Below are 26701 nucleotides of genomic sequence, written 5' to 3'. Positions count from 1 at the left end.
AATCATTTATTTTGTCATCCCGTGGCTTGACCACGGGATCCAGTTTTTTTAAATTTTTTTCTGGATACCGCGATCAAGTCGCGGTATGACAAAATGACTGGATTCCCGCTTCCGCAGAAATGACATTAATAACGTATCACCTTTTAGCAGTAAGGTTTAAAAACTCATGACGATATTTCTGCTGTTCGGCAAATATACCCGTATAATGCATGGTATTCATAACGCTATTATCTTGCATTACACCACGCATTGACATACAGCTATGTACGGCAGAAATCTTAACGGCAACGCCAAGCGGCTTTAAATTCTCCTGCACGCTTTCTGCTATCTGTACCGTCATTTTTTCTTGGATTTGTAGTCTTCTAGCAAAAATATTTACTATTCGTGCTAGCTTACTTATGCCGACAATACAATTATCAGGAACATAAGCTATATCTACTGTACCGTTAAAAGGTAATATATGATGTTCACAGAAAGAGGTAAATTTTATATTCAGTAAGATAAAATCTTGAAAATTACAAGTTTCATAAAACTTGGTATTTAATATTTCTGCTACATCCTTTCCATAACCAGAAAATATTTCTGCGTAGCTATTAATTACTCTATCAGGCGTTTTAAGCAACCCTTCTCTGCTTGGATCTTCACCAATGAATTTTAGTAACGTTCTTACTGCCTCTTTAGCTTCTTCTCTAGTTGGTTTACTCATGTGCTAGTTTTATACTTTTAAAAAACATTACTTTAACACAAATATATACAAACATCAAGCCGCCTACTATAGCAATAAACCCTCCTCCGCCCATCATTACCATTAATAGCTTAGCTGACATCGGCATTACACTATTTGGGTCTTTCCGCATAACACCGTAACTACCGGCGAATGCTAGACCTAGTATGTGCAGAATCTGCCCGAATGTTAGGAGGTAAAATGTAAAATTAATAATATTGTCATTACGAGGAGGCACGAAGTACCGACGCGGCAATCTAGGGAGTTTTTGTATTACCTCATGAGATTGCCATGCTCTTTTTAGTCGCTCACAATGACGTTGATACCTCCCAATACCTAAATAACTAAACCCCATACAAGCAATGCTAATCCCTACTATAGACCCGTGATAATGAGCAGGAATTGCTACATTTATACCTGTGATATTCATTGCTATAAGCCCGCCAAGTAAGAATAAAGTAATAGAGCAAAGTAAGATAGTTTTGATTACTCTGTCATTTATTGTAACCGTGTCATCCCGCGGCTTGACCGCGAGATCTATAACATTATTCTGATATTTTGTTTGGATCTCGCGGTCAAGCCGCGGGATGACAAATACCCACACCAACTCAACCCCCATACCTATTAAACATAAAACAGGAGCAATGCCGCCTAGATATTGCATATGATTTGTATAGAATACTTTGAAGGCTCCATCGATAATATCATAAAATATATGACCGAAAAGTGTAAGAATTCCGAAAATAAAATTTAAATAAAGCAAGAAAAGATAGAATTTTTGAAATTTCAATTCTCTAGCTATTAACTCTCTAAATAAACTAACCCAAATAAATATTAATATTTGAGTATATATAAATTGCAGTAAATGACCTCCGCTCCAAAAAAGTAATTCATAATAAAATTCTATCTCGATTGGAATAATTTGAATGATGTTTTGCAAGCCATTATAAGACCATCCAAAACAAACAAAACTTAAAATAAACATTATAATAGTCGATAATACGGTAAAATTAACTAAACTATTTAAGTTCATCCAATCGAAGAAATATAAAATATTTATAGCGTACAATAGCAACGTAACACCAAATAAGCTTAACCCCCCAATAAATACGATATTTTCAAGCATCGGTATATAATTATTCATCACCGGATTATGCCCGGCTATTGGGGAGATGGCGATTAGAAGAGTAGCTAGAAAAGCAAGTTTGGGGTAAAGGCGAAACACGTCATTGCGAGCGAACGTAGAGAGCGTGGCAATCTCAGAAATTTTGTATTGTTTCACGAGATTGCCGCGTCGAGGCTTGGCCTCTCCTCGCAATGACGTTTCACCCCCCCAAACACTAGCCGTAACGGACAATAACCAAATCAATACCGATAAATTAACATGAATAATTAAAGCAGATTTGAAAATATGTGGATTTGGGAAAAAGCTTGATAATTGTGGAGTACGTAGTACCACCAAAATAATTGAATATAAACCCGCAAATCCCAAGGATAAAACACCAAGCTTAAGCCAAGAATTAGTTAAGCTATTATTTTGTAATTGATTGGTAGAATTCATAACTACAGGTAAGTATTAAATATAATCTACAAATAGCTCACGGTATTTAAATAAGCAATATTTTTTTATTTGCTTTAGAAGCTAACATACGATATTAATAAGTCAATCCAGAGTTAATAGTTAGATATGACTAACCACCTACGCATCGGTATCGGTATTTTAATCTTAATAGGAATGAAATTTTATTAGGTAAACGTATTAGTTCCCATGGTGAGTCTAGTTATGCTCCTGTCGGTGGACATTTAGAATTTGGAGAAACATTTGAAGAATGTGCTATCCGTGAAGTTTTAGAAGAAACAAATCTGATCATTGAAAATCCACAATTGATAGCGGTGACTAACGATATTTTTGAAAAAGAACAAAAGCATTACGTCTTGATTTTCCTTAAAGCTCATTGTTTAAATGAGCATGAATTACAGAATCTTGAGGCTCATAAAGTAGAAAGCTGGTAGTGGTTTGCTCTTGATAATTTACCCTCTAACCTTTTTCTACCTCTAAAAAGACTCATTGAGAAAAAATGTTATTTATATAAAAAAAGTATTGATTAACTAAGTTTATCTAATTTTAAATATCCGGACGCGTATTTGTGTAAAACACTAGCAATAAGAGTTTGATAAGACATTCTTTCTTGTGCTGCAATTCTTTTTATATGATTTAAATCGTATAACGGCAATCTAATATTAATTCTTTCCGATTTTTTAAAAAAATTAGCTGCGGCAATTTTAGCTATATTTTTTTGGCTCTCTAGTTCTTTTTTAGGTAACTCTAAAAGCTCATCTTGTTCAAAATAATCTAGTATTTCTTGTTCTTTTTCAGTAAATTTGTATTTTTTCATAATCTAAACCTTAGCTTGACAATATCATCCTAACTTAGCAATATTAATAAATGATCACCTTGATATAATTATGATAATACAGATTTTATTGTTGTAGCGGATTGAATGGTGGGTTTGAGAAGACTTGAACTTCCGACCTCACGCTTATCAGGCGTGTGCTCTAACCAGCTGAGCTACAAACCCACAGTGTAGAAATATGGCGAGCTCGCCGGGATTTGAACCCGGGACCCTTTGATTAAAAGTCAAATGCTCTACCGACTGAGCTACGAGCTCTTAAATATATTGCATATATTCAAAAATTATGTTTTACTTTATCACCGAAAAAGGCTAATCTGTCAACAATTATTTTTTAATTTAAACTTAGAAAGTTTATGCGGCATCAGGACGTGGCTATAATTATCCCCTCAAGGCTAAGTTCAACTAGGCTTAAACAAAAACCGCTGCAGCTTATCGGCTCTATAACTTTAATCGAGCGGGTATTCAAACAAGTAAATCAAGCGGGCCTTGAGCATACATATGTTGCGACCGACTCGGAAGAGATAGCAAGCGTTATTACAAAAGTCGGAGGAAAAGTAATATTCACGGATAGTGCTATCCCAACCGGTACTGATCGTACTTATGAAGCTTTTAAATTAATTCCAAATAATCAAAACATTAATTACATAGTTAATGTACAGGGAGATATGCCTTTCATTGAACCTAGCTCTATTTTAAAAATTATAGAATATTTAAAAAACAGCAAATACGATATTGTTACACCGATAGTAAAAGTAGATAGGGAATCAGTGAAAGCTAGTAGTAATGTTACCGTAGCAGTTGACTCGGCGGGGACAGCATTGTATTTTTCGCGTAGTCTTATTCCAAACGGTGCAGAAGAATTTTTATATCATGTAGGCATGTATGGTTTTCGCAAAAACGCTTTAGAAAAATTTGTATCTCTTAAGCCAACTTTTTTAGAAAAAACAGAACGTTTAGAACAATTACGTGTCCTTGAAAACGGCATGACTATAGGTACATGTTTAGTTGAGAATGTTCCTATTTCCGTAGATACGGAAGAAGACTTAAAAAAAGCAGTAAAATTTTACGAAAATATTAGTAAACTAGGTTTATAATAATGGTACATTTCATTTTTGTTACCGGCGGCGTTGTTTCATCACTCGGTAAAGGTCTAACGGCAGCATCTCTTGCTATGCTATTGCAAGCGAAAGGTTTTAGAGTAAGTGTACGAAAACTAGACCCTTATCTTAACATTGACCCGGGAACTATGAATCCTCACGAACATGGTGAGGTATATGTAACCGATGACGGAGCAGAAACCGATCTAGATCTTGGACATTATGAACGTTTTACCGGAGTTTCCGCATGCAAATTTGATAGCATCACAACAGGTGCGATATACTCAAAATTACTTAAAGATGAACGTTTAGGAAATTACGCCGGCGTTACTGTTCAAGTCATCCCGCATGTTACAAATATAATAAAAGATTTTATACTTTCAAACACCAAGGGTTTTGATTTTATTATTTGTGAAATAGGCGGTACAGTCGGTGATATTGAAGGTCTACCGTTTTTTGAAGCTATGAGGCAAATTGGTAACAAATTAAAAAGCGAAAATTGTTTATTTATTCATTTAACATTATTACCTTATGTTAAAACCGCCAGTGAATTAAAAATAAAACCTACCCAACACTCAGTTAAAGCATTACGCGCTATAGGTATTTTACCTAATATACTAGTGTGTCGTGCAGAACGTAACATTTCAAAAGGCGAAATAGATAAAATAGCTTTATTGTGTAATATAGAATCTGAGTATGTTATTCCGGCAATAGATCAAAAAAATATATATTTAGTACCGATTGCATATCATAATTCAGGTCTTGATAATAAAGTATTAAAATTTTTTAATATTAATATAATGCCGTCTAAATTAGATAAATGGCATGATATAATTAATAGGATAAAAGATTCTAATTCAAAAGTAAGAATCGCTATAATAGCTAAATATCATAAATTAAAAGATGCTTATAAATCAGTAATCGAGGCACTTGATCATGCAGGTATTTATTACAAATACAAAATTGATTTAGTATGGATAAATGCTGAAACTCTAACTGAAGAGAATATTAATAAAAAATTATTAGATATAGATGGGATTTTAGTACCAGGCGGATTTGGAGAACGGGCAACTAAAGGAAAAATTATAGCAATAAAATATGCCCGTACTAATAACATACCTTTTTTTGGAATATGTTTCGGTATGCAACTTGCGACGATCGAAATAGCTCAGAATTTAATCGGTATTAAAGATGCAGTAACGGAAGAATTTAAAGTAGATGGTACAAAAATTATTGAGAAAATAAATAAAAACTGTGAAGACTCAAAAATAACAATTGAAAATGTAAAAAAGACTATGAGGCTCGGCTCTTATCCTTGTAGTTTGGTCGCAAGTACCATTGCAGCTAATGCTTATAAAAGCCTTGAAATAAATGAGAGACATCGTCATAAATATAAATTTAATAATGAATTTCAAAATATTTTTGAAAAACACGGAATAGTATTTAGCGGTTTTTCAAAAGATGAAGAGATTGTAGAAATAATTGAACTACCGCTACTGCGTTGGTTCGTAGGAGTACAATTTCATCCGGAATTTAAATCTAAACCTTTTGAAGCTCATCCGTTATTTATTCAGTTTATTAAAGCAGCGATTGAGTATAACAAATGTAATTAACAATAATATATGAGACTATGTTAAAAAATCTTGACATAGTTTTTATTATAGTCTAGGGTGCATAAAAAATAATATAGCCGGACAGTTTCTGCAAAGCGTTTTAGGTCATTCCCGCATATGCGGGAATGACCTATAAAGCTCTAAGCCTTGCAAAAACATAACATTTTTAAAAACTATCTGGTACTAAAAAAATAAGCTCATAGTAAATCAATGGATAGCGTGGATTCTAATTTCACAATTTGGAATAAAGCCAGAAACAGTAAATTTAGGCATATAGTATGGCCGATTAGATCGTATGAATTAACCAAGTTCATCCCGATGGCTTTACTAATGTTTTTTATTCTACTTAATCAAAACTTAGTTCGTAGTATTAAAGATAGTTTTGTTGTTACCTTAATTAGCTCAGAAGTATTGAGTTTTATCAAACTTTGGGGCGAAATGCCGATGGGAATTTTATTTGTTATTTTTTATTCTAAACTCTGTAATATTATGACAACAGAGCAAGTTTTTAGGATAATTACTGGTATTTTTTTATTTTTCTTCGCAATTTTTGGTTTTATTTTATTTCCGTACAGAGAGTTTTTTCATCCCGATCCCGAATTAATTAAGCACTATATCACTGTTCTTCCTCACTTAAAATGGTTTTTAATAATTTGGGGACAGTGGAGTTTGGTATTATTTTATATTATGGGAGAGTTATGGCCGGTTATAGTCTTTACTCTTTTATATTGGCAGCTTGCAAATAAAATTACTAAAGTCGAAGAAGCACCAAGATTTTACTCATTTTTTACTTTATTCGGACAAACTAATTTACTCATCTCAGGAACCGTAATTATTTATTTTGCTAAGAGTGAGCATTTCTTATTACCTTTATTTTCTCATCTCAACGATACAAATGAAATTCTTTTAAAATCATTTATTACGGTTATTTTAATATCCGGATTAATTTGTCTAGCTCTTCATAAACTTATTGATAAATCAGTCGTAGAAGCTGACAAAAATATTAAATTTAAAAACCAAAGAACGGATATATTAAAATTAAACTTGGTCGAAAGTGCAAAAGTAATATTAACTTCTAGATATCTCGGTTTTATTTGTCTTCTTGTAATGTCTTATTCTATGAGTATTAGCCTAATAGAAGGATTATGGATGTCCAAAGTAAAGCAACTCTATCCCGCGACAAAGGATTTTATGGCCTATCACGGTAAAGTGTTTTTTTGGACGGGAGTACTCACGTTAGTTAGTGCGTTTTTAGGCAGTAGTTTAATTAGAATATGCGGCTGGTTTTGGGGAGCTATTATAACACCGATTATGATGTTTGGAGCAGGTTTTATGTTCTTTTCATTCACGGTTTTTGAAAATCACCTAGGAAATATCGTAAATACTCTCGGCTATAGTGCACCGCTTGTCGTTATAGTTTTTATCGGCGGACTTTGGCATGTACTTTCTAAATCCGTAAAATATTCACTTTTTGATGCTACTAAAGAAATGGTATATATTCCGCTCGATAGTGAAATGAAGACCAAAGGTAAAGCTGCAGTTGATGTTATGGGTGCTAAAATCGGTAAATCAATAGGTGCTATTATTCAATTCATATCCTTTAGTATTTTCCCGAACGCCATACATAACGACATAGCCAGTTTATTGATGTTTAGTTTTATTATCGTATGTCTATTATGGCTATATGGCGTGAAAGTTTTATCGAAATATTATAATAAGATGATACAACGTTGATAAGGATATCCATGCCTGCAAAGGCTTGCTTGCGTTGATACCTAATCTTCATGAGCTACGTAGGCGTTGTTGCATGACTCAGAAAAAGCGTACGATGTCATTCCTAGCTCAACATTGTTGCGTAGACCGGTAAAATCCCCTGTGTCATCCCGTGGCTTGACCACGGGATCCATAAAAACAATAAAAAATACTAATAATTTTAGTATTTTTAACTGGATCCCGCGATCAAGTCGCGGGATGACATCGGGAAAACTGATCCACTCAACAAGGCCCGAAAGCGGGGATCTAGCATAATAACTTCAAATATCGATATAGAGAAGTTATTTATTAAAAAAATAAACCTAAAAAAACAAATTTTTTATAGGTTTTACTAGATTTCCGCCTACGCGGGAATGACATAAAACGATCCATGCATACAATGCTGAACAGGAATGACCAGTGCTTTTCAAAAATTGCTTGATGCTATGAATCAAACTACTGTATTTTGAACATCCTCTCCTATTAATCCTTGATCAAGCAAATCAAAAGCCTCATCCAAGCACTTATATACTGCATTTTCTTGAGCTACTTCCGAATAATCTTCGATTAACCCTAGATTTTGACAATAATAACAAGTTGAGCTTTTAAACCATCACTCTATTGATTTTTAATATAATCTAATATTATTTTTAAAACAGCTTGGCTACTATCCTTTGCTTTTTCATATTTATTTTTTAAGCTCTGTAATCTGTCAACATATACTCTTAACGTCTCTACTTCTTTACTTTGATATATTAAGCCCTCTATTTTTTCAATTTGTTTTATTAACCACTCTGCCTCCTTCATATGGTTCTTTACATTGTCTTACTAAATTTGCTTTTGTAAAATTAGTATTGTTATGCATTAATAGTGAAAGAATAATTTTGTTTTCTACTGAGTTACGACCACAGTAATGTAATACTTCACCCATCTGTTTATAGTCATTCACCGTAGCACCATATTCAAGTAACATTTTGGCTTTTTTAAAATTACCTGTAATCTCTAAAGCAGTATCACCATTCTCATCTTGTATATTAAGATCAATACCTTTTTGCAGTAACTCTTTAAGGTCTGCTAAGTCAGTTACATAATGTAGGGTACTTTTGTTTTCTGGTCTATCTACCGTATCAAAACTAACATCTTTACTGTTTTACTATTAAGACTATTGTTAATACTAATGCGTAAATCATGAAACATTTCTGGAGCGGTTTTACATTCTTTTGCATTACTCCCCTTTCCTATACAAGATTTAAAAATATTTATTAACTTAGAAATTTTAGGCATAATTATTTTTTTTAGTTATTTTATTAAAATTCCATGTTTCATGGTATTTTTGACTCGGCATTATATATAATCTATTTTAATAAAGTCAATGTGAATGGTTAATTTTTATGAATTAACCAATTAACAATATAATTTAAAAATTCTTTTTTCTTGAATCTATTTGTAATATAGTAATAGGCATATTTAATATTTGTAGAGGGAGTAATGAAACAAAATCCAAAAATCTCATTAATAGGTAGCGGTAACATAGGTGGTACACTTGCTCACTTAATTAGCCTTAGAGAACTCGGCGATATCGTGTTATTTGATGTGACTGAAGGAGTACCGCAAGGAAAAGCATTGGATCTCATGCAAGCCGGTACAATAGCCGGGTCTGATATCAAAATAAAAGGCACAAACGACTATAAAGATATTGAAGGATCTGATGCCATAATTATTACTGCCGGTTTACCAAGAAAACCAGGGATGAGTAGAGACGATTTAATTAGCATTAACACCGGTATTATGAAAACGGTTGCAGCAAATGTTAAAAAATACGCTCCTGATGCCTTTGTAATAGTCATTACCAATCCACTTGATGTTATGGTATATGTCATGCTTAAAGAAAGCGGATTGCCTCACAATAAAGTAATCGGTATGGCAGGAGTACTTGACTCATCAAGATTTAATCTTTTTCTTGCTGAAGAGTTTAAAGTATCAGTTAGCAATGTTAATAGCACGGTTCTCGGCGGTCACGGCGATGCTATGGTACCTCTTGCAAGATATTCTACAATATCAGGCGTGCCGATACCTGACTTGATAAAAATGGGCTTATCAAGTAATGAAAATATTGAAAAAATAATCGATCGTACTAGAAACGGCGGCGGTGAGATTGTTGCATTACTTAAAACAGGTTCTGCTTATTATGCTCCCGCAGCCTCAGCAATAGAAATGCTTGAGTCATATTTAAAAGATAAACGTCAGATTCTAACTTGTGCCGCTCATTTACAAGGTGAGTACGGCGTACATGATTTATATGTCGGAGTGCCTATTATGATCGGTAAAGAAGGTGTTCTAAAAGTAATAGAACTGCAGTTAACCGCAGAGGAAAAAGCACTATTTGATAAATCAGTCGAGGAAGTTAAAAAACTCATTGAGACGATAAAATAAATGATAAAATTATATTATTGAAGCACAAATGCAACAAGATTTAAAATATTGAATTAATACTAATTATTAGTATTGTTAATTGAACATAAATGGTATTACATTTTGGTTTATTTTTATTAATAGAGGGAAATTATGAAACATAAGAATGAATTAGACCGGCTAAATTTAAATTAGTATTTTAGAAACAGATAAACTAGCTATAACACGTACAACTAATTTTATAGAAGCTCTAATAAACAAAATAGACCCTAGAACGCCGGGACCGTATGTTGCTCAGCAACAAGCTAACTTCAAAGTAGCAAATGATAAAAATATACAGGGTGCTAGTAAAGGCTCAACTTGATGTCCTAATATCCCCTTCAGATTTTTCAGCATTATTAAGACTAAGTAATTCATTACCGATCACTAATGAGCAAGAACTAGAAATAAAGGGCAATATTAATCTATTGCAATTGATGGAAGAAGTTGTTCAGAAAGTAGGGGAAAAGAGCTTAAATATACAGCAAGATAAAAAAGTACTTACCTCACAAAAAAACGAACAAGCTATAACACACGGTCAACAAAAAGTAGAACTTAGCCTTAAAGAAGAAATAATCAAGTTAAGGGAAGCAGTTCAAGAAACAATCAAAAATCCAACTAATAATGAAGAATTTAATAAGACATCAAAAGAAATTTTAGGTTTGATTAATAATATCAACTCTCATCAACCATCTAGATTACAGGCAGCTAGAAATAAAATCCTGAGTAGCGGAGAAAGCCCTAATACTAAAAATACAAAAATAGAGGGATTTTTTCTTGAAAAACATGAATGGGATAAATTTCAAGAATTAAGAGAGAGATTACAAAAAATAAAAGAGTCTAGAGAAAAATTAGATGAAATGAAAAATTTTTATACCTTGATAATGCCAGGGATTTTTCAGATGGTGTACAAAATTTATTTGAGAAGTTAAAAAATAAAGAAGAGACAGGGGCAAAAGAACTTATAGAAGCTTCTAAAAATATACTCAGCAAAAGTATATCAGTAAATAAAAATTACTTCCGTAATACTAATAATTCAAGCGAATTAGATTTACAATATAAGATGTTGTTAAGATAATATCTCGCCAAATATAAAGGAGGCTCTAGTCTTATATGCCGGAAGTAATAACAATAACAAGATTGATATATTATCTGAAGAATTAGCAAATAAATTTAAAAATATATCAAATTTAATCAAGCAAAATGAATCAGTACTACAAAAAGAAACAGGTAAATATTCTCCTTCTTTAGAAACTATACCTGAAGATTCTATACCTAAGTTATCACCGGCAATAGTACATTACTCAACAGAACTTTTTGCAAAACTAGAAAATTCATTCAATGAACTAGCACAATTCACTGATAAAATATTAATAGATACCGGCAAATCTTATGTACAACAGGCAAATATTAATCCTAAATCTAATACCGTTTCTAGATCTTCTTCTATTGATTCAGGAATAGGCTCAAGTCAAGAAGAATTATCTACCACATTTGGAAAAAGCAGCTCTACTAATTTAATTGAAGCTCTTGATTTAGCACAAGCGAAAATTTTATCAAATTCAAATACAGCAAAAGATACGTTAACGGCAACACAAGAACTACAAAAATCTATCCAACAAAAAGAAGTAAGCAATGAAAGACTTACTCAAGAAGAAGTAGATAATATTTATAAGACACTAGGTATATTTGAAGAAATTAAGGAATATGAAAAGAGCAACAATTCACGTGTTCCTCGTTTACTAAATAAAAATTACTATAAGCTAACTGATCCTCGTGAGGAGCGTAGAAGCGATAATATCGCTTTAGAGCAGGATGATACTGGAATACTAACTACTGATACTGATTTAGAGTGGGATGACACCGGAATGCTGCCTCCTGCCCCAAATAGTGCCGTTTCAGATAAATTAAAAGAAGCAGTAGATGATTATATATCTGAGCTACAAAATGAAAAGCTATCTAAAGATACATCCCCGAAACAAGTTGAGGCAATAACTCATCCAATGCAGGAAGCAATACCGACTCCTCCTGCTCTTTCCTGGAATACTCATCCTATATTCGATGATACAATAAAGTTCTTAAAGAGGTTTAAAGAAGAGATCGATAAATTTCCACAAGATTATACCTCTACCATACCTCTATATTGAAATAATGTTAATAGAAATTTAGGAAGAAGTGAATTTTTAGCAAGTATGGTATCGACTTCTTAACAAGATGAGAGAATTAATGATATATTAGATAAACTTCAAAAAATTTCTACTAATTGTAGTAAGATAAGTAATAATGATGATAAATTTAATAAAGAGATTAAAGAATCTTTTGTAGAAATTAATACCACATTAAAAAATATAATAGAATATAAAGGACCCGAAATAGAATATTTAAATTCCAATATAGAAAAAGTTCAAAAGAATTTATCTAATTTAGAATCTTTGACTTATGAATTATCTAAAAATACATCTCCGAAACATATTAAGCAATCACCCCAAGATCAACCTAAAATATCTACAGGAGCAGTTACCGGTATAAAAGATAGAATAGCAAAATTTGAAGCAGACTCTGACAGCAAAATCAAAAAATACTGGACAGAAGAAAAGAAACAGACTGTAGAAAAACAACATGAAAATACTCAATCTGACTATATAACTCCTCAGAAAAATTTTGAGTTTGAAAATCGAGGTAAAGAAATTAAAGAGAATAGTACCAATTGAAAAAGGCTTTGATAGTAAAACAACAAGATACTGGACATCACCGGCGGGATGGGATAAATGGGAGGAAGAAAAACAGAAAGGTATAGGAAAAGAGAATGAACTAATAAAACCTCGTACAAAATTTGCAATAGAACATTCTAAACATACTCAATCTAAAGAGCCTATATATCATCCAACACCTGAAAAATTGAATATTAACGAAATAACTCACGATTTAAAGCTAAAAAGCAATACAAAAAACTTAAAAGACAAATTTGAAAACTTAGCAAAAGAAGCGAAGCAAATTGGGACACAAGCACAGCAAAGCTCCAAATCTTCAAGTAGTCCTAGCATAAAACCTACAGGTTGCAGTAAAGACGAAAGAAATATCTAAGGCAATTGATGTTATTCTTGTTTTTGGGTCTTGTTGCATGGCTCGTTTATGTCATTCCCGCGGAGGCGGGACTCCAGTAAAACACATAAAAAACAAGTTTTTTATGTGTTTATTTTGTCAAATATGTAAACTCTGTATCAATATTGAAGTTATTTTTCTAGATCCCCGCCTTCGCGGAGATGACATTGAGTAGGTTTTTCGAGCCATACAACAAGGCTTTACTGTTGTGAGGATGACATCCTGCGTAAAACCAACACTGTACTCATTAATATTATAAGCAAAAATATGAAAAAGCTTAAAGTGAGAGATAGTGACTTAAAAGTTTGCCATAACAACATACTAAAGAAAGGAGTAGTTGAGGATAGAATAATACCTCCAAAAGAATGTGATAGACTATAAAGCCTCATTTTAACATTAGTCTTAAATAAGGATTGAACAATAATTTGTAGCGGTACTGCATAAAATGCTGCAAGTCCTATTAATATAACGGGACAAAGAATATTAAATATTTGTTTGTATAACATTATTTGCATTCCTAAAGCAACAATAATGCTGACAAATAAAGCCCATGTAATCTGTCTTAAAGGGTTTATTTTATCGGCAAACAGCCCTGCAAAAACAGCTGATATTCCATAGGTAGTAGTAAGAGCTATATTCATAAATCTTATTTCAGGATGATTTATAAAAGCTATTTTTGTTAAAAAAACTCCTAAGAAAATTACTAAAAAGTGATACACTCCTCCAATAGCACCGTTTATTAGTAATGCTATTATAACGGATAGTTTATTATTCCATATAATTTGCCGCAAGGTACTTTTTGATGACGTTCTTAAAAATTCGCTACTTTCTTTAAAAAAATTTCTCATCAAAATAGCAAATAAACCAAATATTGCACCAATAAAGAAATTAAAACGCCATAAATATTGGATATCGGAATTACTAGCGTAATAATAAGCTATAGCCGCAAGTAATGCACCTATTTGGCTACAGCATGAAACTATTCCTATATTTAAATTTTTCTGATTATCTCCTGTTTTTTCAGCTACATAAACCTTTATTCCGTCAACTTCTCCGGCAAGGCTTGCTAAAAAAACCATTCGACATAATGTTAGTATTACCGTAGCAAAAATACCTATTATCTCAAAGGAAGGAGTAATAGCAATTAATCCGGTAGAAATGCTACTCATGCACATTGATATCTTGATAGATTTAGTACGCCCGTATTTATCTCCGATAAATCCAAAAATTAAGGACCCTAAAGGTCGTACTATAACAGCTGCACTAAGAATAGCAAAAAAACCAAGTAGTTGTTTATCCTGCTCTATATTAGGTAAGAAATTTTGTGCAAGAATACTAGCCGATAAACCGAATAGAGCATAATCATAATAACGGATAATCGTTGTAAAAAATGCAACTAAAAAAGCTGAATTAGACATATAATATTTTCTTTTTGTGGCAACATCATATGATACCAACTATTTAGGCTGTGTGAAAGAAAATTAATTTAATCTATTTTTACTCTTGGTGTCTACAAATTATAAGATTTTTTTGAAATAGGAACAACTACAGCATAATTTCAATATAGAAATCTTTTATATTTATTTTACTATTGTAGTTTTAATTATAATATTTTATATTTGGTATATATTCAATTTTTAACTGTTTTAAAAATATGCACTTAGAATATAAAGTTACTATATCTAAAAATGGCAGAATAAATATTCCTGCAAAAATTCGTGATCAATTACATCTTGCTTCAGGAGATCAGTTAATGCTAATACTTGATAAAGAATTAACATTGATTCCTCTAAAAAATAAAATTAAAGAATTTCAAGCATTAGTAAAATCTAGAAATAAAGATAACATATCATTAGTTGACTCTTTAATTGAATCAAGAAGAAAGGAATTTAATAATGAATAAATATATTTTAGATTCATCTGCTTTACTTGCATTATTTAACTTAGAAACTGGTAGTGACAAGGTCGAAGAATTATTACCGTTATCTATTATGTCTACAGTAAATATAGCAGAAGTAGTAGCTGAACTAGATAAAAAATTGAACATATCTTTTATTCAAAGTAAAGAAATGATCTCAGCTTCAATAAATAAAATTGTAGCCTTAGATTTTGATCAAGCTATAGAAATTGGACGCTTAAAGAAAGAAACAGAACAATTTGGCTTATCTCTTGGTGACAGAGCTTGCATTAGCCTAGGATTAATTACAGGCTATCCTATATATACTGCAGATAAAATTTGGGCTAAACTGCAATTAAATTGTAAAATCGTTCTAATTCGCTAGGCTCTATGAAGATTTCTAATTGATTTGCTATTTTGAGGTATTTTTTAGCGAAAATTAATAAGATTTTTGAAAGAATAGCTACTCCTATTTCAAAGAAACCTTATAATTTGCAGCAAAAAATAACCAAAATTAAATCTTCTTAGAAATCTTCATAGAGACTAACAGCTCATTTTATGATAAAATTTGAAAAAAGAGCCATTATGATACTATAATAATTACATTCCTCTTCCTAAGTTTTGCTTTTCTATTTTTTCTCTTCGTGCTTTCATAGCTTTTGTTAGTTCTTCTTTATGCTTATCTCCTCCTTGAGGCATTTGTTTACCAACATCCTTTGCCTCTTTTTTTATAGTTTTTGGAATTGATATAGGTGGTGGCGGAGGCGATGGGGGAATAGGAATACCGCTTCCAGGCATTAGAGGCGGCATCGGTATAGTACCACTAGGCATAGTTGGAGTATTTTTTGAAGATTGATTAACAGCTTCTGCTTGCTGCTGCTTTATCTTCTCTTCTTTCATACGTTTTATAGCTGCTAATGCTCCTTGTTGCTGTAAATCTGCAGCTATCGGCTCTCTTTTTGTAGAAGTTAAGTATTTATTTTTATTATCAAACTTTTGTTCTCTATCGGAAGCACTATTAATAGTATTATGTTCTTTTTCTATAGCCTTAAATTGATTATTAATAGCTTCTAATTCTGCAGCGATTTTCCATCTTTCTTCTCTAGTAATATTAGAATTAGCTTTTTTTTCTTCAAGCCCCTTTTTCCTCTCTTCTAGTTCTTTCTGTTTTTGCTTTAATTCTTCTATACGTTTTGCATGATTATCTATTTTTTCTTCTGTACTCTTTGTTTGCTGCTCGAAAGAATCCTGTACTTGTCTGCTTTGAACTTTTTTCTTTAACTCTTCATCAAAAGAAAGCGGTTTATTTCGTACAGGCTGTCCTAAATCAGAATGTATTAGATCGTCAAAATTTTCTCTAGAAGCTAACGGTTTTTTACTGGTATCAGGTATTTGAGGATCATGTTTTCGTAAACCTTTTGTAATTTCTTGTATATTTTTATGAAGTTCTGTAATCGACGCCATTTTACCTCTCACAAGTTAATTGATTTTAAAGATATAGTAATTAAACCTCTTTTATAGCTTCAACGCAAGCAAAAGTTGCTATTTTTAGTATTTCATTAGCTGTTGCTGTAGCTTGAAGTATTTGAACGGGTTTTTCAAAACCGTTTGTTATAGGACCTATAAAGCTGTTTGACGAAAATTCTTGTAACAACTCAGTAGAAATAGCAGCTGAATTTAAACCAGGCATAATTAATACATTTGCAGATCCTGATAATCTACAAAATTTATATAATTTACGTAAATCACCATCTAAAGCCACTTTAACCGACATCTCTCCGTCATATTCAAAATCTACCTTCATGCCGCTCAGCTCTTTTTTGTCTTTGCTAAAATTATCTAGTATATTTACTGCTTCACGAATACAAGCTGTTTTTGCCTTAGAAGAATTACCGAATGTTGAAAAAGAAAGAAGTGCAACACGAGGCGTGATTCCCATATTTTTAGCAATTTCTGCAGTTTGGGTTGCTATTTGTGCAAGTTCCCAGCTGTTTGGATATTCTGTAATACAATTATCAGCAATAATAATATTATTATCTTTAGCAATCATAATTGAATAGCCAAGGATGCTACGATTAGTTTTTGGTGAAATGACTTTCATGATATCTTCTAAACTATCGATATAACTTTTCGTAACACCGGTTAGCAGAGCATCACCGTCACCGCATGCTAACATACAAGCAGCGAAAATATTCTTATCAGTTTTAACAAGCTTTGCACAATCACGGTATAAATAACCTTTTCTCTGAAGTCTTTTATATAAATAATCAGTATATTTCTCTAAACTATCGCTTAAGGCCGCATTCATTATTTGAATTCCGTCTAAGCTAATATCTTGACCTATCTTTTTTAACATAGCCTCAATTCGTTCAACACGACCAATTATAATCGGATGACCGTATTTCTTGTCTCGCATCATAAGAGCGGCAGAAATTACTTCTTCTTCTTCACCTTCAGCAAAAACAATCCGTTTAAGCGGTGCATTATGAATTTTTTCAGCTAAGAAATTCATATAGTTAGCAGTAGGATTTAATCTGCTACCTAATTCTTTCTTATATTTACCTATACTAAAATCTTTAACCCTAGCAACGCCGCTTTCTATTGCAGCAACGGCAACCGCCGCTGCTACTACGGTAATTAAACGAGGATCAAACGGTACAGGAATTATATATTCCTTACCAAAAACCATCTTACGCCCTGAGTAAGCCTTATACACCTCTTCCGGTACAGGTCTACGGGCTAAATCTGCAATGGCTTTTGCCGCAGCTATTTTCATTTCCGTATTAATAGTCTTAGCTCTTACATCTAATGCTCCTCTAAAAATATAAGGAAATCCCATAACATTATTAATCTGATTATTATAATCAGATCGCCCTGTTGCTATAATCGCATCATCGCGCACAAGTTTTATATCTTCCGGAGTAATTTCCGGATCAGGGTTAGCCATAGCAAAAACAATCGGATTACTTGTCATTCTACTCACCATATCTTTAGTTACTGCCCCTTTTACCGATAACCCTATAAATACATCAGCGTTATCTAAGCTTTCCGCTAAAGTTCTAAACTTGGTATCACTTGCATATAGCTCTTTCCATTTATTCATACCTTCTAGGCGTCCTTTGTAAACAACGCCTTTAGTATCACATACAATAATCTTTGATTGATCGGCTCCAAGAGCAATTAATAAATCAATGCAAGCAATAGCTGCTGCACCTGCTCCGTTAACTACGATTTTTAAATCTTCAAGCTTGCGATTAGTAAGATACGCAGCATTTATTAGCCCTGCGGCGGTAATAATCGCTGTTCCATGCTGATCGTCATGAAAGACCGGTATATCCATTAAAGATTTTAATTTTTCTTCTATAATAAAACATTCTGGAGCTTTAATATCTTCAAGATTAATACCCCCAAAACTATAACTGAGATACTTCACGGCATTAATAAATTCTTCAGGGTCTTCCGTATTCACTTCCAAGTCAATTGCATCAATATCAGCAAATTTTTTGAATAGTACCGCTTTACCTTCCATCACCGGTTTTGAAGCGGCAGCTCCTAAATTACCAAGCCCAAGTACGGCAGTACCGTTAGAGATTACGGCAACTAAATTACCGCGAGCAGTATATTTATATACATCCTCTAAATTTTTAGCAATTTCAAGGCAAGGAGCCGCAACCCCTGGGGAATAAGCAAGTGATAAATCTTGCTGAGTAACTAAAGACTTTGTTGCAGAAATAGCGATCTTACCAGGCTTATCTTTTTCATGATATTCAAGGGCCTCAGCATAATTTATTTTATTCATTTCATCCATTTTAGAAATTCCTGTTTTATTTGTTTGTTTTGGTTTTTCGTCATTGCGAGCAGACGCACTAGGCATCGACGAAGCAATCTCAGGCAACATTCCTGAGATTGCCACGCTCCTTTTTCAGTCGCTCGCAATGACGTGGTAAATTCAACCCATTATATACATAATAATTGATATAGTAACTACCGAGAAAAAAGTAGTAAATGTTATAATCGACGCCATAGAATCAGGATCACCGTCAAGTTGACGAGATAAAACATAAGCCGTACTCGCACATGGAAGGCAGCTATATAATATTCCTACCGATCTATCTAATCCGTCAATAGACATTAACCATAGTACTACTACACTAACTAGAGGAAATGCAACTAATTTAACAAAGCTTGTAAACATTACATTATGTAAAAGCTCTTGTCTAATAGTAAAATTAAGCCCTGCCCCAACATTTAGCATACCGATAGCTAAAGCGGCATTAGAAAGGCTATCTAACGTTTTCTTAAGCCCTAAATGTAATTCAAGATTTGAGTAATTAAAAACGAATCCTACTAAACTTGCGATAATTAACGGATTACGCACAATTAATTTCATCATTAAAACAAAACTAGTGCTAATAGTATTAGTAACGGATTTATTAGGGATATAATAAGCGAAAATCATTACCGATAAAATATTGGTAAAAATAATCATATAAGAAGAAATAATGGCAACGATTGAAAGCCCGCTAGAACCAAGCAAGGGGCTACTTACCCCAAAAAAAATGTAGCTATTATAACGAATCGATCCTTGAAAAATGGAAGTAAATTGGACTTTATCTATGTTGTATTTTTTTTGGTAAATTATAAGACCGATTGATACAAGAATAGTGGATATAATAAGAGCCACTACTAATTTAATTATGGGTGCAATGCTTAAATCGGCAGTAGATACGTAACTAAACAACATGGCAGGAAATAGTACAAAATACGATAATTTCTCAATACCACACCAAAATTCTTCTGAAGTTAACCATTTATTTTTGATAATACTACCAAGCAGCGTAATTAAAAAAATAGGTAACGTACTACAAAAAATTTCATTCATTTGTTAATAGTTTTTATTTTAACGTCATTGCGAGGAGCGAAGCGACGTGGCAATCTCGTCCAACTTCCTGAGATTGCCACACTCACTTCGTTCGCAATGACGCTTAGATACCCATGCGGGAATGATATATAGGCTACAACTGCCCTTCAACCAGCTTTTTCATTTCCTGCACCCCGTAAAGCTTTATAAAAGTCCCAAGTCTTGGACCTTCATTCTGTCCAAGCAATATTTGATATAAATCTTTGAAGTAATCACGCAGATTTTCATATCCTGCTTTCATTCCTATATCATATATTGCTTTCTGAATTGCTTCAGCTTCGGTTTGATCAGCTATATCAGATAACATATCTAATATATCCTGCAAAATAACCTTATGCTTTTCAGAAGGAGATAAATATGATTTATGTGCTTTAATAAAGTCATTATAATATCTTATAGCAAATTCTGCTAAATGGTCAAGATAAGGGTTAGTATTTGGAGTTGCTTTTGGCTCATATTTGCTAATAAATCCCCAAAGCACCGATTTATCCGAAGGATTACACACAGAAGTAAGATTTAAAAGCAACGAATAGGTAATTCCAAAAGTCTCAATTTTCGGTACATTTCCGTGATGGATGTGATAAACGGGATTTGCAAAACGCTTTGCCCTATCCTCTTCTAAATGATATTTCTGATTAAAAGTAATATATTCATCAACATTTTTAGGAATTACATCAAAAAACAAACGCTTAGCTCTAGTCGGATTTTGATACATAAATAATGTCATACTTTCAACAGGAGCATATTTAAGCCAATCATCAATGCTAATACTATTACCTTTTGATTTTGATATTTTCTCACCGTTTTCATCTAAGAATAACTCATAACATAACTGCACCGGCGGCTTTCCTCCTAGGATTCGGCAAATTTCCGAATAAAGACGAGCATTTGCCAAATGGTCTTTGCCGTACATCTCATAATCGACTTTAAGCGCAGCCCAACGCATACCAAAATCCGGCTTCCACTGTAATTTGCAATGCCCTCCCGTTACCGGTACTTCTATATAATTACCGGCTTTGTCTTTATACGTTACAGTGCCTGCTTTAGCATCCCATTTCTCTATAGGTACTTGCAGTACCTTACCTGTTTTCGGACATATAGGCATGAAAGGTGAATAGGTAGCCTTGCGCTCTTCTCTAAAAGTCGGTAGCATTAGCTCCATTATCTCGTCATATTTCTCAAGCACCATTATCAGCATCTCATCAAACATACCAGCTTTATAACAGTTAGTACTGCTATAAAATTCATACTCAAAGCCGAATTTATCAAGGAATGAGCGAAGCTTTGCATTCATATAATGCCCATAACTTTCACATTCACCGAATGTATCAGGGATAGAAGTAAGCGGCATATCCATATACTGTGCCACCATTTCAGGATTTGGGATATTGCTAGGTACTTTACGAAGCCCGTCCATATCATCGGAAAAGCAAATTAGTTTAGTCGGAATATCGGATAATTGCTCAAATGCTTTCTGTACCATCACCATACGGGCATTTTCACCAAAAGTACCGATATGAGGTAAACCTGAAGGACCGTAACCCGTTTCAAATAATACATACCCCTTCTCAGGAATTTTACCGTTTAAGCTATCTAATATCTTCTTAGCCTCAACAAAAGGCCACGCGTTTGACTTAATAGCATCTTTCCAAATTTCTGACATTGATTTTTCTTGCGCTTTAATTAATAATCAGTGACAATATACTAAATTTATTTATTTGTAAAATATCAAATTAAACGCCGTCATTGCGAGGAGCGAAGCGACGTAGCAATCTCATCAAACTTCCCGAGATTGCCACGCTCCTGGCAGTCGCTCGCAATGACATTAAGAACAAAAAAACCATGCCATTTAATACTATTATAAATTACATCAGAAAAGATAGCTATAAAGTTCTACATTTAGGACTGATTGCAATTTCTATAATAGCACTTGCTACCGCTTATATTGCTGAATATATATTCCATTATACACCCTGTCCTTTATGCGTTTACGAACGATTTCCCTATTTAACCCTAATCAAAATTTGCTTAACTGCTTTAATCATCCGACAGTTAAGTAAGTATACTTTAATATTCATTCTCCTAACTATCCTTAGCTCTTGTATATTATCAACCTATCATAGTTTCGTAGAAAGAGGCATAGTACAACCAAGTGCTCTTTGTTCATCAATGCTTCGTATCCCGAAAGGCTTGTCTATACAACACATCAAACAAATGTTCTACTCGCAGCCAATCACGTCCTGCATGAAACCCGCCATCAAAATCTTTGGTATTTCTATGACAGAGTATAATCTACTCTTAAATATCGGTCTTCTAATCTGTTTACTCCTCGTTTGGTTTTATACAAAATCTAATAAATAGTTAAAAAATTAATTATTAGCTTGCAGAAATTCAAAATATTATGTATAATGCTCGCACGATAAAATAATATTTAAACATAAAGGAATATTTATATGATGAATCAACCAACAAATAATGCTAATTACAGACTTCAAGACGGTAGTACGGTTTTACATAATGCAGCACGTATAGGGAATGTAAATAATGTTAGACTTTTACTTTCACAAGGTGCCGATGTTAATGCTTTAGATGCTAAAGGAAAAAAACTATAGATTATGCATCTAAACCAGAAATTAAAGAAATACTAACTGATTCCGCTAATGCACGCTCAGCACTGCCTGAATTCAAAGCAGAACAAAAGCTTGCTGAGATGAAGAAAAATATTAAAAATGAGGATGATAAAAATAAAATTATCAACGGATTAATTATGAATCCTGAATTTTATTCTGATATAGATGATGTTACAAGAGAGAAATTAATAGAAAAACTTTTTAATTATAATATTAACTATAATAATCCAGTAATAGCTCCGGTAGCAGCACCGGCACCAGTAACAACCACTACTTCTACAGAAATAGCAGCAGAGGACAATGTACGTGCACCAAACCATGAAATACATGACACCTTAATTGAAGCTGAAGACAACCGTACACCGTTTAGTATAGAAGCCTCAGCCAGAAATGCAAATATTGTTCAAAAATTAATTGAGCAAGGTCATGATGTCAATGCTAAAGATGAACAAGGAAATACGGCATTATTTTATGCAAGCACTCAAGAAATAGCTAAAATTTTATTAGACAAAGGGACAAGTTTTGAAGTTGAGCAGAAATATCTATACTAACCTATACATTATGCGGCAACAATAGGAAATAAGAAGCTTTTTACTTGAAAAAAATGTGGATGTTAATACTAAAGATGGAAAGGGACGTATACCTATACATTATGCAACTTATTCTAAACAGCACGAAATAACTCAAATTTTATTACAACCCGGCAGTGAAATTGATACAGTAGACAATTATGGCGGCACACCTTTTTTCTATTTGCTACTAAAGCATGAATCAGGTCAAAATAAAACGTTACTGGACTTCTTTTTAAATAATAACGTTAATCTTAACATTAATGCGTGTGGTGAGTCAATTTTTAATCACGCACTAACATCAAGAGATAAATGGTTACTTGAGAAGTTAATATCTAAAGGTGCTGATATAGGACAAGGCGTTCTATTGCATAATCCATTCGATCACAGTATAGCAGAACTTGTAAAGATAGGTGTTGATAAAGAAAAGATAGTTTATGCATTAAAAAATATAATTCTCATATTAATGAGCAATTAAAAATTAACACCATACAAAAATACTTGGGTGCAAAATCAGCCAACCATTATAAAAACATGGATGTTAATGATTATAATTATGATTTACCGGATGAAGAAGGGTTTGCAAAAAATACACACGAAAAATTATTAAAAGATGTTATGCAACGTCTTAAAAACGGTGAAGATAAAGATGGCATTATTAATACATTAATTGAGATTAGTATTAATGAAGATACAAGAGCAGAGTTAATAGAAAAAGTTTTAAATTATAATGTTAATGATAATAATCCTGTAGCAGCTCCAGCATTAGTTACTCCTGTAGCAACCCCTATAGTAGTACCGGCTCCATCAACTTCAACAGAAGAAAAGTTATCGGCTGAAGTGAAGACACGCCTTACAATAGAGAAAATAAGGATGATATTATTAATTTCGTGCTTCTTTATCAGACTACTAACGAGAATGTAAAAAGTGAGTTAATAGATTATATTTGTGAATATTCTTTCGGTACTGAATTAGCCGGACAGATAGGTGCAGATATTCAATTCTAAGTTAAATGTAATAGTTGAGATTAAATCTTACATTTAGTAAAATAAATTAATTATTAAATGGAGATGAAAAATGAACTTAAATCAAAAAATAATAAAGCCAAAAATAGGGTTACTAGAACTAGCTAAGAGTCTTGATAGCATATCGTCAGCATGTAAAGCGATGGGCTATAGTAGAGATAGTTATTACAGATTTAAAGAACTGTATGAAACTGGTGGCGAAGAGGCATTGTATGAAATTAGTCGAAGAAAGCCAATAATAGCGAATAGAGTTGATCCAGCGATAGAGAAAGCAGTAATGGATATGGCAATAGAATATCCAGCATATGGACAGCTAAGAGTATAAAATGAGCTTAAGAAGAGCGGTATACTTGTATCGCCTGGAGGAGTGAGATCAATTTGGTTACGTAATGATTTAAACAATATCAGTAAAAGGCTTAAAGCATTAGAAGCAAAGATGGCTCAGGATGGTATTGTTCTTACTGAATCTCAATTACAAGTGCTAGAGAAGCGTCGTAATGAAAAAGAAGCTCATGGAGAAATTGAGACGCAGCATCCAGGTTATTTAGGATGTCAGGATACGTATTATGTAGGTAATTTCAAAGGTATAGGTAAGGTTTATTCTCAGGTATTTATTGATAGCTATACTAGGGTAGCTGATGCTAAACTATATACTGATAAAACAGCTTTAACTGCTGCTGATATGCTTAATGACCGCGTGTTACCATGGTACGAGACTCAAGGGATACCAATACTTCGTATTCTTACAGATTGTGGGGCAGAATATAAGGGAAATATAGAGCATCATGCTTTTGAATTATTTCTAAGTATTGAAGGTATAGAGCATACTACTACTAAAGCATATTCTCCTCAAACAAATGGTATGTGTGAGCGTTTTAATAAAACCATGAAACAAGAATTCTTTGATACAGCTATGCGGAAAAAGATTTATACAGATCTTGATGATTTACAATTAGATTTTGATATTTGGTTAGAGCATTTCAATAATGAGCGACCACATTCAGGAAAATATTGTTATGGAAAAACTCCTATGCAAACTTTTAAGGATAGTAAAAAATTAGCTGTTGAAAAGAATAATGAAATCTTGTATCTTGAATACGTCTCTGACAGTCAAAATTTAACTGACAATCAGGTGCAAAATTTATAGTGTCTGTAAGATCAAATCTTGACTTCTACAAGTTAAAATCTCTTTAAGTTCTTTTAAAGAAAAACCCGGTGGTTTTAGGTAGTCTAGTACTACCTTACCACTATCTAAGACTATAAGCCTTTTGCCGTAATTTACGGCATCTTCTAAATTATGCGTGATCATAACGGAAGTGATCTTATGTTTCTCTATAATCTCTGCTGTTTTTTTCATCACTTCCAAAGAAGCTTTTGGATCTAAATTTGCCGTATGTTCGTCTAGAAATAATATTTTAGGTGGATGAGCTATGATAAGTGCCAACAGTATAATCTGCTTTTCTCCACCGGAAAATTTACCTAATGGCTGTGAAAGTAAAGGCAAAAAGCGTTTAGGCGCACCTGTAAGCTCTAACAACTCGCTACTTGCTAACCGTTCATTACTAGAGAATCTACTTTCCCACAAAATGATATTTTCTTCAAGGGTTAGCTCGGTAAATAGCCTCTCTTCAGCTTTTTGTGTTAATGTAACTAATGTAAAAGCTTTTTGTCCTTTAGGTATTTTATCGATTCTGACTTGATCTAGACACACTTTCCCGCTAGTAGGTTTTAAATAGCCGGCAAGTATTTTAGCTAAAGTAGACTTACCGCTACCGTTATGACCCAATATTACAACAAACTCTTCTTTAGCAATATTTAAAGTAGTTTCAGCAATTATAGGTTCGGTTCTTTCTTTAACTTTGAACTGTATATTTTCTGCATATAAATAAGGTTTCATAAAGCCTCTCTTTTTACAGAACTCAACGAAATAAACAATACTATCCCTAAAATAAGCTTAAGATTTATGGGATCGATGCCAAGTCGGAGTAAAAAGCCCAGAGCAATAAAGTAAAATAATATACCTATCAAACAAGAAAATATCTCTTTAAACGCATTAAAATTATTAGCATGGATTAAAATATGACGCCCTATAACAATTGCACCAATACCGACTAGTGCCACCCCGAAACCCATATTAATATCGGCAAAACCATTTACTTGTGCAGATAAAGTACCGGTTAAAGCAGCCAAACAATTACTTATGCTAAAACCGATAGTACGGTAAAGCTCGGCAGGTTTTCCTAAATTAATCAATAAATCTTTATTAAAACCAAAAGCACGCAGAAATAAACCGAGCTTACCTTTTAATAAAATTATAACTGAACATATAATAAGACAATTGATTATTACTAAAGGTATTAACCAATTTTCGAGATCTAATACAGATAATAGAGTCGGCATACCAAGAACCGATATATTAGGACGCTGCATAATTTGTAAGTTAACCGAATAAAGCATAAAACTTAAGTATTCCGGCTATAAGCCCGCGGTTATTCTTCTGCATAAT

At 33.1% G+C, this 26701-nt stretch carries 27 protein-coding genes, 2 tRNA genes and 4 pseudogenes; 18 read left to right on the top strand and 15 right to left on the bottom strand.

Annotated elements, in window-relative coordinates:
- Positions 1 to 136: 136 nt before the first annotated feature.
- Positions 137 to 706 (bottom strand): GTP cyclohydrolase I FolE, encoded by a 570-nt coding sequence (gene folE, locus C4Q30_RS01305; RefSeq protein WP_014410203.1) that lies wholly within the window; start codon positions 704 to 706, stop codon positions 137 to 139.
- Positions 699 to 2285 carry a cbb3-type cytochrome c oxidase subunit I gene (locus tag C4Q30_RS01300; protein ID WP_103896976.1) on the bottom strand — a complete coding sequence of 529 codons (1587 nt, stop codon included), beginning with the start codon at positions 2283 to 2285 and terminating at the stop codon, positions 699 to 701. The genes folE and C4Q30_RS01300 overlap by 8 nt, the downstream gene beginning before the upstream one ends.
- Positions 2286 to 2464: 179 nt before the next feature.
- Here C4Q30_RS01300 and C4Q30_RS01295 point away from each other — a divergent pair, with 179 nt between their 5' ends.
- Complete coding sequence (locus C4Q30_RS01295) at positions 2465 to 2737, top strand: nucleotide triphosphate diphosphatase NUDT15 (RefSeq protein ID WP_082068627.1); 273 nt, start codon at positions 2465 to 2467, stop codon at positions 2735 to 2737.
- Between the two features lie 92 nt (positions 2738 to 2829).
- On the opposite strand, the gene C4Q30_RS01290 is transcribed toward C4Q30_RS01295, so the two are convergent.
- From C4Q30_RS01290 to C4Q30_RS01280, 3 genes are all read right to left on the bottom strand, one after another.
- On the bottom strand, positions 2830 to 3120 hold the full coding sequence (locus C4Q30_RS01290; protein ID WP_103896975.1) for a hypothetical protein: 291 nt from the start codon (positions 3118 to 3120) through the stop codon (positions 2830 to 2832).
- Positions 3121 to 3226: 106 nt separating this feature from the next.
- Positions 3227 to 3303, bottom strand: a tRNA-Ile gene (locus C4Q30_RS01285).
- A 14-nt stretch (positions 3304 to 3317) separates the two neighbouring features.
- A tRNA-Lys gene (locus tag C4Q30_RS01280) sits at positions 3318 to 3393 on the bottom strand.
- Between the two features lie 98 nt (positions 3394 to 3491).
- On the opposite strand from C4Q30_RS01280, the gene C4Q30_RS01275 reads away from it, so the two are divergent.
- From C4Q30_RS01275 to tlc2, 3 genes are all read left to right on the top strand, one after another.
- A complete protein-coding gene (locus tag C4Q30_RS01275) occupies positions 3492 to 4232 on the top strand; it encodes a 3-deoxy-manno-octulosonate cytidylyltransferase (RefSeq protein WP_014014217.1) in 741 nt (246 codons plus the stop codon).
- A gap of 2 nt (positions 4233 to 4234) precedes the next feature.
- A complete protein-coding gene (locus tag C4Q30_RS01270; RefSeq protein ID WP_103896974.1) occupies positions 4235 to 5848 on the top strand; it encodes a CTP synthase in 1614 nt (537 codons plus the stop codon).
- Positions 5849 to 6058: 210 nt separating this feature from the next.
- Positions 6059 to 7582 (top strand): nucleotide exchange transporter Tlc2, encoded by a 1524-nt coding sequence (tlc2, locus tag C4Q30_RS01265; RefSeq protein ID WP_103896973.1) that lies wholly within the window; start codon positions 6059 to 6061, stop codon positions 7580 to 7582.
- A 636-nt stretch (positions 7583 to 8218) separates the two neighbouring features.
- Here the strand turns inward: tlc2 and C4Q30_RS01255 are convergent.
- On the bottom strand, positions 8219 to 8407 hold the full coding sequence (locus C4Q30_RS01255) for a hypothetical protein (RefSeq protein ID WP_245207404.1): 189 nt from the start codon (positions 8405 to 8407) through the stop codon (positions 8219 to 8221).
- A 312-nt stretch (positions 8408 to 8719) separates the two neighbouring features.
- Positions 8720 to 8884 carry a hypothetical protein gene (locus C4Q30_RS09370; RefSeq protein WP_017442989.1) on the bottom strand — a complete coding sequence of 55 codons (165 nt, stop codon included), beginning with the start codon at positions 8882 to 8884 and terminating at the stop codon, positions 8720 to 8722.
- A gap of 204 nt (positions 8885 to 9088) precedes the next feature.
- On the opposite strand from C4Q30_RS09370, the gene mdh reads away from it, so the two are divergent.
- Both mdh and C4Q30_RS01235 read left to right on the top strand, forming a co-directional pair.
- A complete protein-coding gene (mdh, locus tag C4Q30_RS01245) occupies positions 9089 to 10033 on the top strand; it encodes a malate dehydrogenase (RefSeq protein WP_045805477.1) in 945 nt (314 codons plus the stop codon).
- 302 nt (positions 10034 to 10335) lie between these two features.
- A complete protein-coding gene (locus C4Q30_RS01235) occupies positions 10336 to 10983 on the top strand; it encodes a hypothetical protein (RefSeq protein ID WP_245207403.1) in 648 nt (215 codons plus the stop codon).
- A gap of 539 nt (positions 10984 to 11522) precedes the next feature.
- On the opposite strand, the gene C4Q30_RS08965 is transcribed toward C4Q30_RS01235, so the two are convergent.
- Positions 11523 to 11687 (bottom strand): hypothetical protein, encoded by a 165-nt coding sequence (locus tag C4Q30_RS08965; protein WP_014014209.1) that lies wholly within the window; start codon positions 11685 to 11687, stop codon positions 11523 to 11525.
- Between the two features lie 232 nt (positions 11688 to 11919).
- Here C4Q30_RS08965 and C4Q30_RS01225 point away from each other — a divergent pair, with 232 nt between their 5' ends.
- The 4 genes and pseudogenes from C4Q30_RS01225 to C4Q30_RS01210 all read left to right on the top strand — a co-directional run bounded on the left by C4Q30_RS01225 (position 11920) and on the right by C4Q30_RS01210 (position 13135).
- Positions 11920 to 12198 carry a hypothetical protein gene (locus tag C4Q30_RS01225; protein ID WP_245207402.1) on the top strand — a complete coding sequence of 93 codons (279 nt, stop codon included), beginning with the start codon at positions 11920 to 11922 and terminating at the stop codon, positions 12196 to 12198.
- Between the two features lie 75 nt (positions 12199 to 12273).
- Positions 12274 to 12456: pseudogene (locus C4Q30_RS10385) on the top strand (hypothetical protein); the annotation flags it as partial.
- 27 nt (positions 12457 to 12483) lie between these two features.
- Positions 12484 to 12811: pseudogene (locus C4Q30_RS01215) on the top strand (hypothetical protein); the annotation flags it as partial.
- Between the two features lie 138 nt (positions 12812 to 12949).
- The gene (locus C4Q30_RS01210) at positions 12950 to 13135 is read left to right on the top strand and encodes a hypothetical protein (RefSeq protein WP_103897132.1); all 186 of its coding nucleotides are present in this window, start codon (positions 12950 to 12952) and stop codon (positions 13133 to 13135) included.
- A gap of 218 nt (positions 13136 to 13353) precedes the next feature.
- On the opposite strand, the gene C4Q30_RS01205 is transcribed toward C4Q30_RS01210, so the two are convergent.
- The gene (locus C4Q30_RS01205; protein ID WP_014014205.1) at positions 13354 to 14571 is read right to left on the bottom strand and encodes an MFS transporter; all 1218 of its coding nucleotides are present in this window, start codon (positions 14569 to 14571) and stop codon (positions 13354 to 13356) included.
- A 236-nt stretch (positions 14572 to 14807) separates the two neighbouring features.
- On the opposite strand from C4Q30_RS01205, the gene C4Q30_RS01200 reads away from it, so the two are divergent.
- Complete coding sequence (locus C4Q30_RS01200; protein ID WP_103896971.1) at positions 14808 to 15056, top strand: AbrB/MazE/SpoVT family DNA-binding domain-containing protein; 249 nt, start codon at positions 14808 to 14810, stop codon at positions 15054 to 15056.
- Positions 15049 to 15435, top strand: coding sequence for a type II toxin-antitoxin system VapC family toxin (locus C4Q30_RS01195; protein WP_012150708.1), 387 nt, complete (start codon positions 15049 to 15051; stop codon positions 15433 to 15435). Before C4Q30_RS01200 ends, C4Q30_RS01195 begins: the two co-directional genes overlap by 8 nt.
- Before the next feature lie 215 nt (positions 15436 to 15650).
- Here C4Q30_RS01195 and C4Q30_RS09365 read toward each other — a convergent pair whose 3' ends face one another.
- The 4 genes from C4Q30_RS09365 to C4Q30_RS01170 all read right to left on the bottom strand — a co-directional run bounded on the left by C4Q30_RS09365 (position 15651) and on the right by C4Q30_RS01170 (position 21634).
- Positions 15651 to 16514, bottom strand: coding sequence for a hypothetical protein (locus tag C4Q30_RS09365; protein ID WP_245207400.1), 864 nt, complete (start codon positions 16512 to 16514; stop codon positions 15651 to 15653).
- A 40-nt stretch (positions 16515 to 16554) separates the two neighbouring features.
- The gene (locus tag C4Q30_RS01180) at positions 16555 to 18858 is read right to left on the bottom strand and encodes an NADP-dependent malic enzyme (protein WP_103897130.1); all 2304 of its coding nucleotides are present in this window, start codon (positions 18856 to 18858) and stop codon (positions 16555 to 16557) included.
- Between the two features lie 141 nt (positions 18859 to 18999).
- On the bottom strand, positions 19000 to 19932 hold the full coding sequence (locus tag C4Q30_RS01175) for an AEC family transporter (protein WP_103896970.1): 933 nt from the start codon (positions 19930 to 19932) through the stop codon (positions 19000 to 19002).
- 133 nt (positions 19933 to 20065) lie between these two features.
- Positions 20066 to 21634: a lysine--tRNA ligase gene (locus tag C4Q30_RS01170; RefSeq protein ID WP_103896969.1), complete on the bottom strand. Its 1569-nt coding sequence runs from the start codon at positions 21632 to 21634 to the stop codon at positions 20066 to 20068.
- A gap of 179 nt (positions 21635 to 21813) precedes the next feature.
- Here C4Q30_RS01170 and C4Q30_RS01165 point away from each other — a divergent pair, with 179 nt between their 5' ends.
- The 6 genes and pseudogenes from C4Q30_RS01165 to C4Q30_RS01140 all read left to right on the top strand — a co-directional run bounded on the left by C4Q30_RS01165 (position 21814) and on the right by C4Q30_RS01140 (position 25342).
- Positions 21814 to 22332 carry a disulfide bond formation protein B gene (locus C4Q30_RS01165; protein ID WP_014014200.1) on the top strand — a complete coding sequence of 173 codons (519 nt, stop codon included), beginning with the start codon at positions 21814 to 21816 and terminating at the stop codon, positions 22330 to 22332.
- Between the two features lie 92 nt (positions 22333 to 22424).
- Entirely contained in the window at positions 22425 to 22583 is a 159-nt protein-coding gene (locus tag C4Q30_RS09360; RefSeq protein WP_245207399.1) for an ankyrin repeat domain-containing protein, read from the top strand.
- Between the two features lie 302 nt (positions 22584 to 22885).
- Positions 22886 to 23152, top strand: a complete 267-nt coding sequence (locus tag C4Q30_RS10380; protein WP_342447530.1) for an ankyrin repeat domain-containing protein — start codon at positions 22886 to 22888, stop codon at positions 23150 to 23152.
- 55 nt (positions 23153 to 23207) lie between these two features.
- Positions 23208 to 23648 (top strand): ankyrin repeat domain-containing protein, encoded by a 441-nt coding sequence (locus C4Q30_RS01150; RefSeq protein WP_103896967.1) that lies wholly within the window; start codon positions 23208 to 23210, stop codon positions 23646 to 23648.
- 23 nt (positions 23649 to 23671) lie between these two features.
- A complete protein-coding gene (locus C4Q30_RS01145) occupies positions 23672 to 24094 on the top strand; it encodes a hypothetical protein (protein ID WP_103896966.1) in 423 nt (140 codons plus the stop codon).
- 153 nt (positions 24095 to 24247) lie between these two features.
- Positions 24248 to 25342, top strand: a pseudogene (locus C4Q30_RS01140) (IS481 family transposase).
- Here C4Q30_RS01140 and C4Q30_RS01135 read toward each other — a convergent pair.
- Positions 25337 to 26092 (bottom strand): ATP-binding cassette domain-containing protein, encoded by a 756-nt coding sequence (locus C4Q30_RS01135; protein ID WP_103896965.1) that lies wholly within the window; start codon positions 26090 to 26092, stop codon positions 25337 to 25339. The pseudogene C4Q30_RS01140 and the gene C4Q30_RS01135 sit on opposite strands and share 6 nt — an antisense overlap.
- Positions 26089 to 26701, bottom strand: a pseudogene (locus C4Q30_RS01130) (ABC transporter permease subunit); the annotation flags it as partial. The pseudogene C4Q30_RS01130 and the gene C4Q30_RS01135, both read right to left, overlap by 4 nt.

The sequence above is a fragment of the Rickettsia fournieri genome (assembly GCF_900243065.1).
GTDB lineage: Bacteria > Pseudomonadota > Alphaproteobacteria > Rickettsiales > Rickettsiaceae > Rickettsia > Rickettsia rickettsii.
The sequence above is the reverse complement of the archived record's forward strand: the minus strand, read 5'-3'. Positions and strand labels throughout refer to the sequence as shown.

Bases quoted from the DNA above. Each gene is read 5' to 3' on its own strand.
- folE (WP_014410203.1), bottom strand. From the start codon at position 706: ATGAGTAAACCAACTAGAGAAGAAGCTAAAGAGGCAGTAAGAACGTTA.
- C4Q30_RS01300 (WP_103896976.1), bottom strand. From the start codon at position 2,285: ATGAATTCTACCAATCAATTACAAAATAATAGCTTAACTAATTCTTGG.
- C4Q30_RS01290 (WP_103896975.1), bottom strand. From the start codon at position 3,120: ATGAAAAAATACAAATTTACTGAAAAAGAACAAGAAATACTAGATTAT.
- C4Q30_RS01275 (WP_014014217.1), top strand. From the start codon at position 3,492: ATGCGGCATCAGGACGTGGCTATAATTATCCCCTCAAGGCTAAGTTCA.
- C4Q30_RS01270 (WP_103896974.1), top strand. From the start codon at position 4,235: ATGGTACATTTCATTTTTGTTACCGGCGGCGTTGTTTCATCACTCGGT.
- tlc2 (WP_103896973.1), top strand. From the start codon at position 6,059: ATGGATAGCGTGGATTCTAATTTCACAATTTGGAATAAAGCCAGAAAC.
- C4Q30_RS01255 (WP_245207404.1), bottom strand. From the start codon at position 8,407: ATGAAGGAGGCAGAGTGGTTAATAAAACAAATTGAAAAAATAGAGGGC.
- C4Q30_RS09370 (WP_017442989.1), bottom strand. From the start codon at position 8,884: ATGCCTAAAATTTCTAAGTTAATAAATATTTTTAAATCTTGTATAGGA.
- mdh (WP_045805477.1), top strand. From the start codon at position 9,089: ATGAAACAAAATCCAAAAATCTCATTAATAGGTAGCGGTAACATAGGT.
- C4Q30_RS01235 (WP_245207403.1), top strand. From the start codon at position 10,336: ATGATAAAAATATACAGGGTGCTAGTAAAGGCTCAACTTGATGTCCTA.
- C4Q30_RS01225 (WP_245207402.1), top strand. From the start codon at position 11,920: ATGCTGCCTCCTGCCCCAAATAGTGCCGTTTCAGATAAATTAAAAGAA.
- C4Q30_RS01205 (WP_014014205.1), bottom strand. From the start codon at position 14,571: ATGTCTAATTCAGCTTTTTTAGTTGCATTTTTTACAACGATTATCCGT.
- C4Q30_RS01200 (WP_103896971.1), top strand. From the start codon at position 14,808: ATGCACTTAGAATATAAAGTTACTATATCTAAAAATGGCAGAATAAAT.
- C4Q30_RS01195 (WP_012150708.1), top strand. From the start codon at position 15,049: ATGAATAAATATATTTTAGATTCATCTGCTTTACTTGCATTATTTAAC.
- C4Q30_RS09365 (WP_245207400.1), bottom strand. From the start codon at position 16,514: ATGGCGTCGATTACAGAACTTCATAAAAATATACAAGAAATTACAAAA.
- C4Q30_RS01180 (WP_103897130.1), bottom strand. From the start codon at position 18,858: ATGGATGAAATGAATAAAATAAATTATGCTGAGGCCCTTGAATATCAT.
- C4Q30_RS01175 (WP_103896970.1), bottom strand. From the start codon at position 19,932: ATGAATGAAATTTTTTGTAGTACGTTACCTATTTTTTTAATTACGCTG.
- C4Q30_RS01170 (WP_103896969.1), bottom strand. From the start codon at position 21,634: ATGTCAGAAATTTGGAAAGATGCTATTAAGTCAAACGCGTGGCCTTTT.
- C4Q30_RS01165 (WP_014014200.1), top strand. From the start codon at position 21,814: ATGCCATTTAATACTATTATAAATTACATCAGAAAAGATAGCTATAAA.
- C4Q30_RS09360 (WP_245207399.1), top strand. From the start codon at position 22,425: ATGATGAATCAACCAACAAATAATGCTAATTACAGACTTCAAGACGGT.
- C4Q30_RS01135 (WP_103896965.1), bottom strand. From the start codon at position 26,092: ATGAAACCTTATTTATATGCAGAAAATATACAGTTCAAAGTTAAAGAA.